Source organism: Lysobacter sp. Root690 (assembly GCF_001427785.1).
In the GTDB taxonomy this organism is placed as follows: Bacteria; Pseudomonadota; Gammaproteobacteria; order Xanthomonadales; family Xanthomonadaceae; genus Lysobacter.
The window spans coordinates 97,827-113,505 of the sequence record NZ_LMHM01000015.1 but is presented as its reverse complement, the minus strand read 5'-3'; the positions used below and the strand labels follow the sequence as shown (position 1 = coordinate 113,505).

The following is a 15,679-nucleotide window of genomic DNA, read 5'->3' as shown; positions in this document are numbered from 1 at the left end:
CGAATCCGGCCCAACCCGGAGCGATCGGAGCGATCGGACCGGTTGAATCGAATCGAACCGAACCGAACCGAACCGAACCGAACCGAACCGAATAAATCAGATCACATCAACCGGCCTACCGCGATTCGCGCTTGCCCCGCGGCCACGCCGCCAGCAAAGCCCACAAACCGCCTAGCCCGGCGATCCACGACGACGCCGGAATCGACCACAAACGCGGCCCGCCCGCTTCCAGTCCGAACAGCACCGCCGCCACGATCAACAGGCCTGTGCCAAGAATCGCCGCCACGGTGCGGCGCACCGCATCGCGGATGCTGCGGTTGAGGTCGGTGATGTCGGCCGAACGCATCTTCAGTTCGTGCTGACCCGAGACCTGCTGGCTCAGCCATGCATGCAGCAAGCGCGGCATTTCCGGCGCGCGGGTCACGAACTCGGGCAGACGCTTGCGGAACTCGGTCGCCAGCCGCTGCGGACTGTAGCGCTCGAGCAGGATGCGTTGCAGCACCGGCCGCGCCACCGCCCAGATGTCGAGCTTGGGATCGAGCAGCCGGCCCACGCCTTCGATGTTGAGCAAGGTTTTCTGCAGCAAGATAAGCTGCGGCTGCAAGGTCAGTTCGTAGCGCTGCGCGGTGCGGAACAGCTTGACCAGCACCTCGGCCAGCGAGATCTCGCTCAGCGGCCGGGTGAAGTACGGCTCGCACACCGCGCGCGTGGCCGCTTCGAGTTCGTCGATGCGGATGTGCGCGGGAATCCAGCCGGCCTGCACGTGCAGCTCGGCGATGCGGCGGTAGTCGCGGTTGAAGATCGCCATGAAGTTTTCGGCGAGGTAGTACTGATCCTCGTCCGACAGCTGGCCCATGATGCCGAAGTCGAGCGCGATGAAGCGCGGATTGCGCCGGCGCGACGGGTCGCTGTCGACCCAGATGTTGCCGGCGTGCGCATCGGCGTGGAAGAAATTGTCGCGGAACACCTGGGTGTAGAACACCCGCACGCCCTTGGCCGCGAGCGCGCTGCGGTCGATGCCGGCGGCATCCAACGCGGCGATGTCGTCGGAGGGAATGCCGTAGACGCGCTCCAGGGTCAGCGCGCGCTCGCTGGTGTGCGACCAGATCACCTCGGGCACGTACATGTCGTCGCTGTCGGCCCAAAACCGGCGCAGCACGCTGGCGTTGGCGCCTTCGCGCTGCAGGTCGAGTTCGGCGGCCAGCGTGCTTTCGATTTCGGCGACGATCGCGCGCGGACGGATCTTGTCGGCGGCCGGATGGGCGCGATCGACCAGCGCGGCCAGCGCGTTCAACAGCGCGATATCGCCGGCGATCTTGCCCTCGATATCCGGACGCAGCACCTTGACCACCACCTCACGCGCCGGCTTGCCGTTTTCCGGCGCCAGCCGCGCGGCATGCACCTGCGCGATCGAGGCCGAGGCCAGCGGCTCGATATCGAAGGATTCGAACGCGTCCTCGATGCTGCGCTCGAGCGTACCCTCGACGATGCGGCGCGCGGTCTCGCCGTCGAATGGCGCAACCCGGTCCTGCAGCAGCGCCAGTTCGATCGCGATGTCGGGCGGCACCAGGTCGCGTCGGGTCGAGAGGATCTGCCCGAACTTGACGAAGATCGGCCCGAGTTCCTGCAACACCAGGCGCAGGCGCGCGCCGCGCGACATCGCCGCGATTTCGGCCGAGGCGCGCGGCACGAACGGGCGCGCAAGCTTCAGCCAGCGCTCCACCGGGGTGCCGTCGAGCAGGTCGTCGAGGCGATAGCGCAGCAGCACGCGGCCGATGCGCCATGCGCGGATGGCCGACCTCATGCGCCGCGCCTCGCGCGATCGCGCACACGCGCCACGCGCGCGGCCGCGCGCTCGACATCGTCGCGCAGCACATCGACATCGTCGTGGAAGGCATTGAGTTCGTCGCGCGGGACCACGTCGCGCGATTCCTCGGTGACGTATTCGGCGACATTGCTGGCCAACGCGCCGGCGGCGTCGCGGGCATGGCGCAAGGCGCCGGCCACCGCGTGCGCGATCTGCACGCCGACCACCTCGCCGAACACGGTGGTGAAGGGCTGCTGCCAATCCGGATCGAAACGTTCGGCCAGACGCTGCAGGCGGCGGGCCAGATCGGCGTCGCCTTCGATCCGCATCTTGCCGACCGGCGCGGCCTGCTCGTTGCGCGCGGCGCCGAGCAGGTTGGGCAGTTGCGAGAAGATCGCGCCGAGGGTGCTGCGCACCGACAGATCGGGTTCGTCGCTGTCGCGCACCGGCCCGACTTCGAGCCGCTCACCGGCGACCAGGATGCGCAGCGCCAGCGGCGGCGAGGCCAGATGCAGGGCGACGCTGCGGCCGTCGAGCGCGCGCAGGCTGTCGCGGGTGTCGGGGTCGAGCGCCAGCGCGCGGTTGAGCGCGGCTTCCAGCGCGCGTCCGGCCAGTGGCTTGAGCGAGGACAGGAACGAGGGATCTGAGGCGGTCATGCGGCCATTGTAGCCCTCAGGCCGAGTCCATCCATGCATCGAAGCCGGCGACGGCGAGCGAAATGGAACGAGCGAAATAAACCCGGCGAAATAAAGACGGTCCGGCCGAACGCACGCCGGCCCGCGCAATGCGCGGGCCGGCGGCGGAACGGTCGAGCGTCGGACCGTGCGTCAGGCGACCTTGCGGCCACGGAACAGCGAGATGATCGCCAGGATCACGAACACGACGAACAAGATCCAGGCGATGTTGCTGGCGGCGCCGGCGATGCCGGTGAAGCCCAGGACCGCGGCGATGATCGCGATGACGAAGAAGACGGCGGCGTAGTGAAGCATGGGGAAACCTCCTGGCATGAGAGAAAGCCACCACCGGGATAGGTTTCCCGATGGCACGGTCCGATCCTGTGCCAGCAAAGGTTGTCAGCTGGTGATGATGGGCAGCTGCGTGCAGGCGGCCTTCAGCCGGGTGAGCCCTTCGTGAAAACTGACCTTCGGCACGTAACCGAAATCGCGCGTCGCCGGGGCCATGTCGTACCAGTGCGTGGTCGATAACTGCTCGGCCAGAAAACGGGTCATCGGCGGCTCGCCCTTGAGCGGCAACGCATGCCACAGCACCTCGCACACCGCGCCGATGGCGTAGGCGGCGCCGAACGGCAAGGTCTTGTCGACCTGCGGCGCGCCGACCGCGCCGAGCAGGCCGTTGAGGGTTTCGCGCAAGGTCTTGGGCTCGCCGTTGCTGATGAAGTAGGCGCGGCCCGCGCAGGCGGCGCCCGGGGCGAGATGATCGAACGCATCGAAGTGCGCCTGCGCGGCGTTGTCGATGTAGGTCGTGTCGATGCGGTTGTTGCCGTCGCCGACGAAGCGCAGGCGGCCGGCGTTGGCGCGCTGGACCAGGCGCGGCAGCAGTTGATTGTCGCCCACGCCCCAGATCAGGCGCGGACGCAGCGCGACGGTGGCGAGCTGCGCATCGTTGGCGGCGAGCACGGCTTTTTCGGCGATGGTCTTGGTGGTCGCGTACGCGGCCTTGAAGCCTTCGCCGTAGGGCACGGTGTCGGCGGTGCCGCCTTCGACCGGATGGGTCGCGCGGTGGGTCACGCTGGGCGTGGAGGTGTAGACGAGTTTGCCGATCCGGTGCTCGCGGCAGGCCGCGAGAACATTCTTGGTGCCGACCACGTTGGCCTGGTGGTAGCTGTCGTAGCTGCCCCAGGCGCCGGCCTTGGCGGCGTTGTGGAAGATCGCCTCGCAGCTTTGCGCGGCGGCGATCACCGCGGCGCGATCGGCGAGGTCGCCTTGCACCTGGGTCACGCCGAGCGCATCGAGCGCGGGGTAATGGCCGCGGTTGAAGCTGACGACTTCATGGCCGCGCGCGATCAGGCCGCGGCACAGGGCCTGGCCGAGGAATCCGCCGCCGCCGGTGACCAAAATCTTCATAGCATCAGTCCCGAAGTCATAGAGATAAAAGTGATCATGCTAAGCCGCACAAACCCCGATCGATGCATCAACCCGATGCCCGACTGTAGGAGNAAGCCGCGACCGCGACATCGCGCATACGCCGTAACTGCGGTGTCGCGGTCGCGGCTCGCGCCGCTCCTACAGGGGGCTTACCGACTTTCAGTCGCCTGAGCTTGCAACGTGAGCTTCTCACGACCGATCTTCGCGTTATGCCGAATATCCACCGGAAACCCCGGATGGAAACGAAAACGCTCGATCCCTGCGGTATGCGCATGCGCCGCACCGATCGCGCGCAATTCCTCGACGATGCGTTCGCGCTCGGTATTACCGATGCGCGGCTTATGCAGTTCCACCCACAGCAGCGGCAGCTGCGCGCCTTTCGTACCGGTGCCGACCAGCGCGGTGCGCCGCACCTTGGGATGGGTGTTGAACACCGGTTCGACCTGCTCGGTGTACAGCGGGCCGTTCGCGGTCTCGACCCGGTGGGTCTTGCGTCCGCAGAACCACAGCCGGCCTTGTTCGTCGAGATAGCCCACATCGCCCATGCGATGAACGATGCGCTCGACGCCGTCGGCGCTCTCGCGGATCTTCGCCAGTCGGGTCATCGCGTCGCGATTGAAATAGCTGTCGGTGGCGGTCGGCCCGGCGACGGTGATTTCACCGACCACGCCGGCCTCGACGATCAAGTCGTCGGACCAGCGCTCGATCGGCGCATCGTCGATGCGGATGATGCGCACGTCGTTGCGCGCCACCGCGCGGCCGACGCAGGTGCCGGCGCCGGCCTCGGTGGCGGCGCGGGTGGATTGCAGTTCCCGGCCTTCGATCACCGCGACCGGCAGGCATTCGGTGGCGCCGTACGGGGTCCAGAACTGGGCGTCGTCGGGCAGCAGTTCGCGCAGGCGCGCGACCGTGTCCGGTGGCACCGGCGCGCCGGCCGAGGTAACCCGCTTGATCGTCGGCATCGGCTGGCCGTGGCGCGCCAGCACCGCCATCAGCGCGGGCGAGCCGAACAGCTGATCGCAGCCGAAGCGGGTGATCGAATCGAGCAGCTTGAGCGGATCGGCCTGCGCCGGCCGGGTCGGGTCCATGTCGGGAATGATCGAGGTCAGGCCCAGCGCCGGGTCGAACAGGGCGAACGGCGGGAACGTCGGCAGGTCGACGCCGCCAGGCACGATGCCGAAGGCCTCGCCCATCATCTCGATCTGGGCGACGAAGTGGCGATGGCGGAACACCACGCCCTTGGGCACGCCGGTCGAGCCGCTGGTGAACACGATCGCGGCGACTTCATCGGGTTGCGTGTCCGCCAACTGCGAACCCACCCCGGCGCCGGCGCGTTCGACCCGCGCCAGCGTGTCATCGGCCAGGAACGCGCGCTGGCCGGTGGTGATGCGGATGCGCGCCGATTTCGCCCAGCCCAGCACCACCCGCGCGACATGCGCCAGCGGAATGCCGATGAAGGCTTCCGGCGCGGCCTCGTCCAGGCATTGGCGCAGCGCGCGCTTGTCGATGCCCGGGTCGATCAGCACAGGCACCGCGCCGGCCTTGAACAGGGCGAACATCAGCAGGAAGAACTCCGGCGACGGCCGCACCATGATCGCCGCGCGGGTGCCGCGCACGATCCCGCGCTTCGCCAGACCGGCGGCGATGGCATCGCTGCGACGGTCGAGTTCGCCGTAGGTCAGCTCGACGTCGTAACTGGCCAGGCCGTCGGCGCGGCGCGTGCCGGGGCAGCGCATCGCCACGCGCTGCGGCGATTGCGCGGCAAGGCGCGGCAAGGCGGCGGCGATGTTGCAGGTGGCGTGGTCGGGTGCGGCGTCCATGCGGACCTCAGCTCAGCGGGTGGCGGTCGAGGAAGGCGCGGATCTCCGGCACGAGCAGCTCGGCCTTGTCTTCCAGCACGTAATGCCCGGCGTCCTTGAACGCATGCACCTGCGCCCGCGGCAGCGCATCGGTGAAGCCCTTGAGGAAGTGATGATCGAACACGAAATCGGCCAGGCCCCAGCCGATGAAGGCCGGACGGTCGGCGTACTCGGGCAGCTTGCGGCCCATCGCCTGCACCAGCGGCCAGGCCTTGTCGCCCTCGCCCAGCGGAATGTCCTGGACGAAGCGCGAGGTGGCGATGCGGTTGGCCCAGCTGTCGTACGGCGCGACATAGGCGCGGCGCACCTGCGCCGGCATCGCCTTGACCACGCCCAGGCGCGAGGCGCCGCCGGCGAAGGCGTTGAAGCCGCGGATCAGGCCGGTGCCGATCGACGAATCGCGGCCCAGGCGCAGGCGCTTGGGCAGCGGCTTGGCCGCCGGTAGCGGAAACGCGCCGGTGTTGGTGATCACCAGCCGTTTGATCTGATCGGAATGCTTGAGCCCCCAGCCGAAGCCGATACCGCCGCCCCAGTCGTGCACGGCCAGGGTCATCGGGCCGGTGATGCCGAGGTGGCGCAGCAGCGTTTCGACATCGTCGACACGCGATTGCAGGGTGTATTCGTAGCCGGCGTCGTCGGGCTTGTCGGACAGGCCCATGCCGACGTGGTCGGGGACGATGCAGCGGTAGCGATCGCTCAGCCCGCTGACCAATTTGCGCCAGTAATAGCTCCACGACGGGTTGCCGTGCAGCATCACCACGACTTCGCCGTCGCGCGGGCCTTCGTCGAGATAGCTCATGTCGATGCCCGGGCGGACCTCGAAACGCCGCGGCTGGAAGGGATAGTCGGGGAAGCGGGAGCTGGAGCTGGAGCTGGACGTCATCGGCGACTCGGTAAGCGGCGCGCGCGGGGGGCGGGCCTGGCGGACAGGGCGACATTATCGCCGGGATTGGAGATTCGGGATTCGAGATTCGGTGGCCAGGCGGCGCAAGCCCGCTTTGCCGAATCCCGAATCCCCAATCCCGGCACTCAATACAAAACCTATCGTTTGAACATGCGACCCCTGTGCGATTGCCACTGTTTGCTTGACGCACACTCCGGGGCCATGAGTGATCTCGATCCGCCGCGGTGGCCGTATGCGTAGCAAGCTGTTCGTGCCCGGGGTACGGCCGGAGCTGTTCGACAAGGCCCTGGCCGGCGACGCCGACGCGCTGTCGCTGGACCTGGAAGATGCCGTCGCCGAGGAGCGCAAGGCCGCCGCGCGCATCGCGGTCGCCGCGTTCGTCGGCTCCGAGGCGGTCGCCGCATCGCGCAAGCTGATCATCGTGCGGGTCAACGACCCGACCTCGGCGCATTTCGCCGCCGACCTCGCCGCGGTCGCGCGCGACGGCGTGGCCCTGATCAACCTGCCCAAGATCGAATCGGCGGACGCGCTGCACATGGCGGTCGCCGCGATCGAACGCGCCGAGGCGCTCAACGGCGTGAGCCAGCCGATCGGGCTGCTGGTCAATATCGAAACCCCGCGCGCGCTGCTGCACGCGGCCGACATCGCCGCCGCGCATCCGCGCGTGGCCGGTTTGCAGCTCGGCCTGGCCGATCTGTTCGAAGACGCCGGCATCGAACGCTACGACCTGGCCAATGTGCATGCGGCGATGTTCGCCGTGCGCATGGCCGCGGCCGCGGCCGAGGTGTTTGCGCTCGACAGCGCCTACGCCGACCTGCACGACGAAGCCGGCTACGTGGCCGAAGCGCGCGCGGCGCGGCGGCTCGGGTTTCTCGGCAAGACCTGCCTGCACCCGCGCCAGGTCGCGCTGGCCAACAGCGCGTTCGCCGCGACCCCGGCCGAACTCGAGGCGGCGCGGCGCATCGTCGACGCCGCCGCGGCCGCGCCCGACGGCGGCCGCGGCGTGTTCGTGGTCGACGGGCGCATGATCGACCTGCCGTTCCTCAAGCGGGCGCAGGCGCTGCTGGCCTCGGCGCGGCGGACGTGAGTCGCACATCCGCGCGCGGCTTGCAGACAGACCAGGCAACACCGCGGGCCGGACGTTCCGGTGCGCGTCGATGATGGGGCGTAATTCGATGTCGCAATTTTCCTTCGCATTGGCGCGTGCTTGCCGCGGCGTGCGCGCCAGGGCGGTGGCGCTGGGCCTGTTCGCCGGTCTGGCCCTGGCCGCGCCGCTGCAGGCCGAACCGCTGACGCCGCTGCTCGCCGGCAGCCTGCCGGCGCTGGACACTTCCGCGCCGCTGGTCGGCATGGCCAAGCTCGACGGCCGCACCGTCGCGCTGACCCGCGATCAGGCCTGGCGCCTGGACGCCGAGCGCAAGCAATGGATGCCGTTGCAATGGAGCGGCGCGGCGCAAGCCGGCGCGGTGATCGGCGACGGAACTCGCGCCTACCTGCTGCCCGCCGATGCGCAGGCGAGCGCTGCGCTTTCCGAAGCCTTGCCCTCTGAAGCATTGCCTTCCGAATCCGCGCCTTCTGAAGCCGCCCCTTCCAAAGCCGCCGTTCGCAACACCGAACCGTCCAGCGCAGTCGCAATCGCCCCGGTAATCGCGCGCCTGAACGCCAGCGACACCCGCCTCGACCTGAAACCCTTGCCGCCGCTGCCGATCGCGCTGTCGTCGCTGCGCGCGACCTTGTCGGGCGACAGCCTGTACGTCGCCGGCCTCGCCGGCGACGGCAGCGCGCATCTGCTGCAGCGGCCCCTCGCCGACGAAGCCGCGGCCTGGACCTCGCTGCCGGGCTGGCCCGGCGCCGCCGCGCCGCGTTCGCTGGTCGCGCAGACCCGCGCTGTGTTCGTGATCGTCGCCGATCCGCAAGGCGGCGCCGATCGCATGCTGCGCCGGTCGCCGGAAAACCAGTGGAGCGAAGTCAGCCGCGTCCCCGGCCAGGTCCTGCCCGGCGCCGGCCGCGCGACCGGTCAGGCGCACGTGCTGTATCCGATCGTCGACCCGGCCAACGCCCAGGCCGCGGCGAAACTGATGATCTACCAGACCATCACCGGCTCCTGGGCGACCCTGCCCGGCGCGCAGGTCGCCGCCGGCGCCGGCGCGACCGCGAGCTGGCCCGACGGCCTGCTATGGGCGCGCGTCTCCACCGACGGTCACCGCGTCGAATTCGCCACCGCCCAGGTGCAGGCGCGCAAGCTCGGCCTGCACTGGCTGGACTGGGTGGTGATCGTGGTCTACCTCGGCGGCATGATCGGCATCGGCCTGTTCTTCTATCTGCGCGAAAAGCGCGGTTCGACCAGCAGCTTCTTCGTCGGCGGCCGCAGCATCCCGTTCTGGGCCGCGGGCGTGAGCCTGTACGCGGCCAACACCAGCTCGATCAGTTTCATCGCGATTCCGGCCAAGGCCTTCGAAACCAACTGGCAGTACCTGGCCAACAACGTCATCGGCGTGCTCGGGCTGATGTTCGTGGCGGTGTGGATCGTGCCGCTGCTACGCCGGCTCGATCTGATGTCGGTGTTCTCGTACCTGGAAACGCGTTTCCATCCGGCGATCCGCATGCTCGCCAGCGCGCTGTGCATCGTGGTCCAGATCGGCAGTCGCATGAGCGTGATCCTGTTCCTGCCCGCGCTCGGCATCGCCACCATCACCGGCATCAGCGTGTTCTGGAGCGTGATCCTGATGGGCGGCTTCACCATCGTCTACACCGCGATGGGCGGAATGAAAGCGGTGATCTGGACCGACTTCGTCCAGGTCATCGTCAAGATGGGCGGCGCGCTGTTCGCGATCGGCTTCATGATCTGGCATCTGCCCGGCGGCTTCGACCAGTACTGGTCGACCGCGATGTCGCTGGACAAGATGCACACCTTCGATTTCAGCTTCGACATGACCAAGGCCACGGTCTGGGGCTTCTTGTTCCTGGTGGTGTTCGAAGTGGTGCTGACCTTCCCGAAGGATCAGGTGCTGATGCAGCGCACCTTGTCGACCAAGTCCGACAAGGAAGCCGGGCGTTCGATCTGGGCGTTCGCCGCGATCACCATCCCCGGCGGCATCATCTTCTACACCATCGGCACCTCGCTGTTCGTCTATTACAAGAACAACCCGGAGCGGATGAATCCGCTGCTGCCGATCGATGCGACCTTCCCGATGTTCATCGCCGCCGAACTCCCCGTCGGGGTCACCGGGCTGATCATCGCCGGCATCTTCGCCGCGGCGATGGCCACGCTGTCGGGGATCATGAATTCGGTGGCCACGCTGATCTCGGTCGACTTCTACGACAAGCTGGCGAAGAACCGCACGCCGAAGCAGAGCGTGTTCTTCGCCGAGATCATGACCGTGGTGGTCGGCCTGATCGGCATCGGCACGGCGCTGCTGCTGTCGAAGTTCGACATCCACTCGTTGTTCGACCTGTCGATCGAACTGGCCGGCTTGCTCGGCGGCGGCTTCGCCGGCGCCTATACGCTGGGCATGTTCACCCGCCGCGCCAACTGGCAGGGCGTGGCGATCGGCATCGCCGCAAGCATCGCCCTGACCCTGGCCATCTGGACCTTGCAGATGGTGCACCCGTACTACTACCTGGCGATCTCGATCCTGCTGTGCATCGTGATCGGCTACGTCGCCAGCCTGTTCTTCCCGGCGCCGCGGCAGTCGTTGAATGGGTTGACGATTTATCGCGATCTGGCTGTGGAGCCGGGAATAGGGAATAGGGAATAGGGAATAGGGAATCGAAAGAGCAAACGCCGGCGCGGCTGGCACTGCGCCCAAGGTTGATGTATTGAGTTGTAGTCGGCGAAGCATCAATCGCCGGCGCAAGTGCTTCACCGATTCCCGATTCGCCATTCCCGATTCCCGCCCCCACCGGTGCCCCGTGGAAACCCAGTTCCTCAATACCTTCGTGACCGTGGTCGATCAGGGCTCGATGGCCGCCGCCGCGCGCGTGCTCAACATCACCCCGGCGGCGGTCGCGCAGCAGATCCGCACGCTGGAACGCGAGATCGGCGCGCCATTGATCGCGCGCGTGGGTCGCACCGTGAGCGTCACCGAGGAAGGCGCGCGGATCCTGCCGCGCACCCGCGAGTTGCTGCGCAACGTCGCCGACCTGCGCAGCGTCGCCAACGACAGCGAAATCTCCGGCGAACTGCGCCTGGGCGCCTGCCCGACCGCGCTGGCCGGCATGCTGCCGGACGTGCTCGCGCGCATGGTCGAATCGTTTCCGGGCATCAACGTGTTCATCCAGCCGGGCTATTCGGCCGACCTGTACCATTCAGTCGAGAAAGGCGACATCGATGCCGCGGTGGTGCTGCAGGCGCCGTTCCCGCTGCCGAAGACCTGCGAGTGGCAGCTGCTGCGCGAAGAACCGCTGATCGTGCTCGCGCCGCGCAGCATGGCCGGACGCGATCCGCGCGAACTGCTGGCGACCCAGCCGCTGATCCGCTACGACCGTCACCACTGGGGCGGGCGTCAGGCCGACGAATACCTGCGCGCGGCCAACATCGTCCCGCGCGAGCGCTTCGAACTGAACGCGCTCAACGCGATCGCGGTGATGGTCGATCGCGGCCTGGGCGTGTCGCTGGTGCCCGACTGGGCGCCGCCGTGGCCCGAAGGCCTGCAACTGGCGCGCATCCCGCTGACCGATTCGACCGCGAAACGCTGCATCGGCATCGTCTGGTCGCGCTCCAGCGTGCGCGTGCGCCTGGTCACCGCGTTCCTGCGCGAGAGCCGCAAGGCGATGACCACGCAAGCACGTTGAGCGGACGTTGAGCAGCAGCGTTGAGCATCGCAGGTGACGCCTCGCCACCTTGACGGTTGATCCAGGTGCAGACGCCAGCGCAACGCGATCACGCCGACGAATAACGTTGCGCACATGCAACTAAAACCTTGGTCTTACTCGCGCAGTTTCGGGTTCCAACACGCCGATACGGCGGTTAGGCTGGTCGCGAACGCAGCGGTCGACGCACTCGCAGCGCTTTGTTTTGCCCGCTATCGATCAATCCTCGGACCTCCCCAAAGACCGCCGCCGGCAGGACGCCGGCGGCGGTCTTGCCGTTTTTACCGCGACGTCGCGCGTCGCGCGCGCCGATGCTGCAATGCGACAAAACTTTTGCTATCGACCCGCGGCGCTTAAGACAACAAAACCTAGGCTGTGAACATACTCCGCGTCGGTTCCAACTGTGACAGCGAGCGCATAGGCTCGCCTCGAACCTGCACAGACGTCGGCGCGACAGGGAGAGGTCGCGACAGCGACAGCGCCGCCGTCCTGTGCACGCCACCACGGGCACGCGTCCCCCTCACGCGCAGGCTCGATCACCGGCACTCAACGAGACCGACATGCTCAAGCCACTTACCGCCGCGATCAGCAGCGTCCTGCTGCTCTCCACCTTCGCGGGCACCAGCTACGCGCAAGACGCCGACCCCGCCGCCACGCCCGCCAACGACAAGGCGGCCGTCGACCTCGACAACGTCGTCGTCACCGGCACCCGCAGCCCCAAGGCGGTCGACAAGATCCCCGGCGCGATCACCCTGGTGTCCAAGGCCGAACTCGCACGCAGCCTGGTGCTGACCGAGGACGCGACCGCGGTGCTCGCGCGCACCGTGCCCGGCTACGCCGAATCCTCGCAGGCGATGAGCAACACCGGCGAAAACCTGCGCGGCCGCGTCGCCCTGCGCCTGTTCGACGGCGTGCCCCAAGGTTCGCCGCTGCGCGAAGGCACCCGCAACGGCACTTTCACCGACATGGGCATCGTCGGCCGGATCGAGGTCATCAACGGACCGTCCGCGTCCGAAGGCATCGGCGCGGCCGGCGGCATCATCAACTACCTGTCCGCGGCGCCGACCAAGGAAGGCAACGAGTTCACCATCACCTCGCGCTACACCACCCAATTCAAGGACGACAGCGCCGGCTGGAAACTCGGCGCGACCTTCGCGCGCAAGGCCGGCAACTTCGACATGATCGCCGCCGCCTCGTTCCTCGACCGCGGCATCACCTACGACGGCAACGGCCGCCGCATCGGCATGAACACCAGCGGTTCGTTGTCCGACACCGAAGCGCGCAACCTGTTCATCAAGGCCGGCTACAACTTCGGCGAAGACGGCGTGCAGCGCATCGAAGGCTCGATCAGCCACTTCAACATCGAAGGCAAGGCCAACTACGTGCAGGTGCTGGGCTGCCGTCCGGACGAAGCCGCGCTGTGCGGCGCGACCCGCACCAACACCTCCGAGCGCGGCTCGATCTTCGGCTCGCAGGCCGCGATCAACGACTTCAAGCAATACCAGCTCAGCTACATCCATTCGGATTTCTTCGGCGGCACCCTGACCATCAACGGCTACAAGGCCGATCAGGAAATGCGCTATCTGCCGGAGAACACGATCGACAAGCAGGACCCGTTGATCGCGCCGATGAACACGATCTACGACCAGTCGGAAATCGTCACCAACAAGAAAGGCTTGCGCACTTCGTGGGCGCGGCCGTCGCTGTTCTCGGTCAGCGGCCTGGAACTTCGGGTCGGCCTGGACCTGGTCAAGGACACCGCGCAGCAGCGCCTGGCGCTGACCAACCGGCTGTGGGTGCCGCCGATGGAATACACCAGCAAAGCGCCGTGGGCGCAGCTGTCGTGGGACATCGGCCCGGTCACCCTGTCGGGCGGCCTGCGCCGCGAAGACGGCGAACTGCACGTCGACAGCTACACCACCACCTGGTATCGCGACCGTCGCCACGTCGACGGCGGCACCCTGGAGTATCAGGAAACCTTGAAGAACTTCGGCGCGGTCTGGCGCATCGACGAGGCCTGGTCGGTGTTCGGCTCCTACGGCGAAGGCTTCACCCTGGCCAACGTCGGCATCCCGCTGCGCAACATCCAGTGTTCGAACGATCCGGGCGACACCCAGCCCGACGGTTGCCCGAACGATCCGCGCATCGGCGTGGGCGAGCTGCTCGACCTCAATGCGATCGTGGTCAAGAACACCGAGTTCGGCTTCAACTGGCGCGGCGAACGCGGCGCGTTGAGCGCTTCGCATTACGACTCCAAGTCCGACTACGGCCAGTCGCTGGCGATCGATCCGGCCACCAACGACTTCGTGCTGCTGCGCGCGCCGGTGCGGATCAAGGGCTACGAATTGTCCGGCGACTGGCGCTTCAACGAGGACTGGCGGTTCAGCGCGGTGTATTCGCACACCCGCGGCAAGACCTCGTTCTGGTCGGCCGACGCGGCCGGACGCTACCCCGCCGGCGGCACCAACAAGCCGATGGGCGTGCTCGACATCAACCCCGACAAGTTCGCCTGGACCCTGACCTGGAACTTCCTGCCGCATGCCGACATGAGCCTGGGTGCGACCACGCTGTTCTCGCGCAACCTGTCGGGCAGCGAGGTGCGCGCCTTCGACGGCCAGCGCTTCAGCTTCAAGGAAAGCACCCACGGCTACACCTTGTTCGACCTGGGCATGAACTTCGAGACCGAGCGCTACGGCAAGTTCTCGCTCGGCATCGAGAACCTGTTCGACAAGCAGTACATCCTGAGCTGGTCGCAGCCGCCGGGCGGCTTCCAGAACTACTGGGCCGGGCGCGGCCGCACCGTGTCGCTGACCCACACCTTCAAGTTCTGATCAACCGCCCTGGCCGCAGCCTCCACCGCCCCGACACCGCTGCCGAGCCCGAGCGCTCGCGGCGGTCGCTTTCGCCACGCAGGACCGCATGCCTTGCCCGTTACCGCCGCCCTTCGCTGTTGCCTGCTGATCCTGGGTGTGGGCTGCGCGGGGGTGGCGTGTGCCGAAAGCGTTGCGAACGATGCGTTGCGCGCAGGCCTGATGCCGGTTGAGTGGGAAATCTCGGCGCCACAGGTTTTTGCGGGGGAAACCTCAGTCTCGGCGCATCGGCAGGCGCGGGCGTCATTGCCGAAGCCATGGGCAAGCGGGGCATCGACATCGACGGCATCGATGAGTGGGGCCTCGGCCTCAAGGTCTGTTGTGGAAGGCGTTGCAACTCCGGCCGGCAAAGCGACACCTACAACAGCGCAAGGCTCCGAATCCGGCGCCGATGCGGCTAAAGCCACCGTCCAACCCGACTTCAGCGCGCTGCACCGCCTCATGCGCGACACGACCGACGCCGACGGCTACCTCGGTGCCGTCGTACTGATCGCGCACGAAGGCCGCATCGTCGACTTCCATGCCTACGGCTATCAGGACCTGGCTCGTCGCGTACCGATGCGCAAGGACGCGATCTTCCGCATCTACTCGATGAGCAAGACCATCGCCTCGGCCGCGGTGATGCTGCTGGTCGAACAGGGCCGCATCGGCCTGGACGATACGGTCTCGCGTTATTTGCCCGAACTCGGCCATCGCAAGGTACTGACCGGCGGCAGCGCCGACGCACCGCGGCTGCGCCCGGCCGCCAGCGAGATCAGCATTCGCGAACTGCTGACCCACACCGCAGGATTCGCAGCCGGCCTGAAAGGCGACGAAGCCACGACCGAACTCATGGAACGCAACGACCCGCACGCGGCCGGCGACCTGCATGGCTTCGTCGAGCGCTTGAGCCACGCGCCGCTCGCGGCCGATCCCGGCACCCGCTTCGGCTACGACGGCGCCGCGATCGAAGTGCTCGGCCGGGTGGTCGAAGTGGTCGCGCGGCAGCCGTTCGATGTCTTCCTGCGCGAACGCATCTTCGTTCCGCTCGGCATGCGCGACACGGGCTTCAGCGTGCCGGCGTCGCAGCGCGGACGCGTGGTCGACATCGCCACGATGGGCGACGACGGCCGGCTGCGCATCGCCGACGGGCCGAGCGCGCGCGAACCGGGCGCGGCGTTGAATGCGTATCCCAGCGGCGCGGGCGGGTTGTATTCGACGGCTTGCGACTATGCGCGGTTTGCGCAGGTGCTGTTGGATGGTGGGGTGATTGCACAGGACAGTTTCGAATCGGATTGTTCGAATTCAGACGCCACCACTCAGTACTCGCATACCTTCAATTC

10 protein-coding genes are annotated in these 15,679 nt (G+C 67.4%); 4 read left to right on the top strand and 6 right to left on the bottom strand.

The window, feature by feature from the left end; all coding sequences use genetic code 11:
- Positions 1–115: 115 nt before the first annotated feature.
- The 6 genes from ubiB to ASD86_RS17555 all read right to left on the bottom strand — a co-directional run bounded on the left by ubiB (position 116) and on the right by ASD86_RS17555 (position 6,654).
- On the bottom strand, positions 116–1,804 hold the full coding sequence (gene ubiB / locus ASD86_RS17575) for a ubiquinone biosynthesis regulatory protein kinase UbiB (protein WP_056113504.1): 1,689 nt from the start codon (positions 1,802–1,804) through the stop codon (positions 116–118).
- Positions 1,801–2,463 carry an SCP2 sterol-binding domain-containing protein gene (locus ASD86_RS17570; RefSeq protein WP_056113500.1) on the bottom strand — a complete coding sequence of 221 codons (663 nt, stop codon included), beginning with the start codon at positions 2,461–2,463 and terminating at the stop codon, positions 1,801–1,803. Before ASD86_RS17570 ends, ubiB begins: the two co-directional genes overlap by 4 nt.
- Positions 2,464–2,634: 171 nt before the next feature.
- Positions 2,635–2,796 carry a DUF1328 domain-containing protein gene (locus ASD86_RS26085; protein WP_036107675.1) on the bottom strand — a complete coding sequence of 54 codons (162 nt, stop codon included), beginning with the start codon at positions 2,794–2,796 and terminating at the stop codon, positions 2,635–2,637.
- A gap of 84 nt (positions 2,797–2,880) precedes the next feature.
- Complete coding sequence (gene oleD, locus ASD86_RS17565; protein WP_056113497.1) at positions 2,881–3,891, bottom strand: 2-alkyl-3-oxoalkanoate reductase; 1,011 nt, start codon at positions 3,889–3,891, stop codon at positions 2,881–2,883.
- Between the two features lie 170 nt (positions 3,892–4,061).
- Complete coding sequence (gene oleC, locus ASD86_RS17560) at positions 4,062–5,732, bottom strand: olefin beta-lactone synthetase (RefSeq protein WP_056113494.1); 1,671 nt, start codon at positions 5,730–5,732, stop codon at positions 4,062–4,064.
- A gap of 7 nt (positions 5,733–5,739) precedes the next feature.
- Entirely contained in the window at positions 5,740–6,654 is a 915-nt protein-coding gene (locus tag ASD86_RS17555; protein ID WP_056113491.1) for an alpha/beta fold hydrolase, read from the bottom strand.
- Positions 6,655–6,907: 253 nt separating this feature from the next.
- Between ASD86_RS17555 and ASD86_RS17550 the strand changes: the two genes are divergently transcribed.
- From ASD86_RS17550 to ASD86_RS17535, 4 genes are all read left to right on the top strand, one after another.
- Positions 6,908–7,762 (top strand): CoA ester lyase, encoded by an 855-nt coding sequence (locus tag ASD86_RS17550; protein ID WP_056113488.1) that lies wholly within the window; start codon positions 6,908–6,910, stop codon positions 7,760–7,762.
- Positions 7,763–7,850: 88 nt separating this feature from the next.
- Positions 7,851–10,433: a sodium/solute symporter gene (locus tag ASD86_RS17545; RefSeq protein ID WP_056113485.1), complete on the top strand. Its 2,583-nt coding sequence runs from the start codon at positions 7,851–7,853 to the stop codon at positions 10,431–10,433.
- Positions 10,434–10,587: 154 nt separating this feature from the next.
- A complete protein-coding gene (locus ASD86_RS17540; protein ID WP_056113482.1) occupies positions 10,588–11,469 on the top strand; it encodes a LysR family transcriptional regulator in 882 nt (293 codons plus the stop codon).
- A gap of 578 nt (positions 11,470–12,047) precedes the next feature.
- A complete protein-coding gene (locus ASD86_RS17535) occupies positions 12,048–14,318 on the top strand; it encodes a TonB-dependent receptor (protein WP_056113479.1) in 2,271 nt (756 codons plus the stop codon).
- Positions 14,319–15,679: the final 1,361 nt, after the last annotated feature.

Coding starts and splice junctions, on each gene's coding strand:
- ubiB (WP_056113504.1), bottom strand. CDS start 1,804: ATGAGGTCGGCCATCCGCGCATGGCGCATCGGCCGCGTGCTGCTGCGC.
- ASD86_RS17555 (WP_056113491.1), bottom strand. CDS start 6,654: ATGACGTCCAGCTCCAGCTCCAGCTCCCGCTTCCCCGACTATCCCTTC.
- ASD86_RS26085 (WP_036107675.1), bottom strand. CDS start 2,796: ATGCTTCACTACGCCGCCGTCTTCTTCGTCATCGCGATCATCGCCGCG.
- ASD86_RS17545 (WP_056113485.1), top strand. CDS start 7,851: ATGTCGCAATTTTCCTTCGCATTGGCGCGTGCTTGCCGCGGCGTGCGC.
- ASD86_RS17550 (WP_056113488.1), top strand. CDS start 6,908: ATGCGTAGCAAGCTGTTCGTGCCCGGGGTACGGCCGGAGCTGTTCGAC.
- ASD86_RS17535 (WP_056113479.1), top strand. CDS start 12,048: ATGCTCAAGCCACTTACCGCCGCGATCAGCAGCGTCCTGCTGCTCTCC.
- oleC (WP_056113494.1), bottom strand. CDS start 5,732: ATGGACGCCGCACCCGACCACGCCACCTGCAACATCGCCGCCGCCTTG.
- oleD (WP_056113497.1), bottom strand. CDS start 3,891: ATGAAGATTTTGGTCACCGGCGGCGGCGGATTCCTCGGCCAGGCCCTG.
- ASD86_RS17570 (WP_056113500.1), bottom strand. CDS start 2,463: ATGACCGCCTCAGATCCCTCGTTCCTGTCCTCGCTCAAGCCACTGGCC.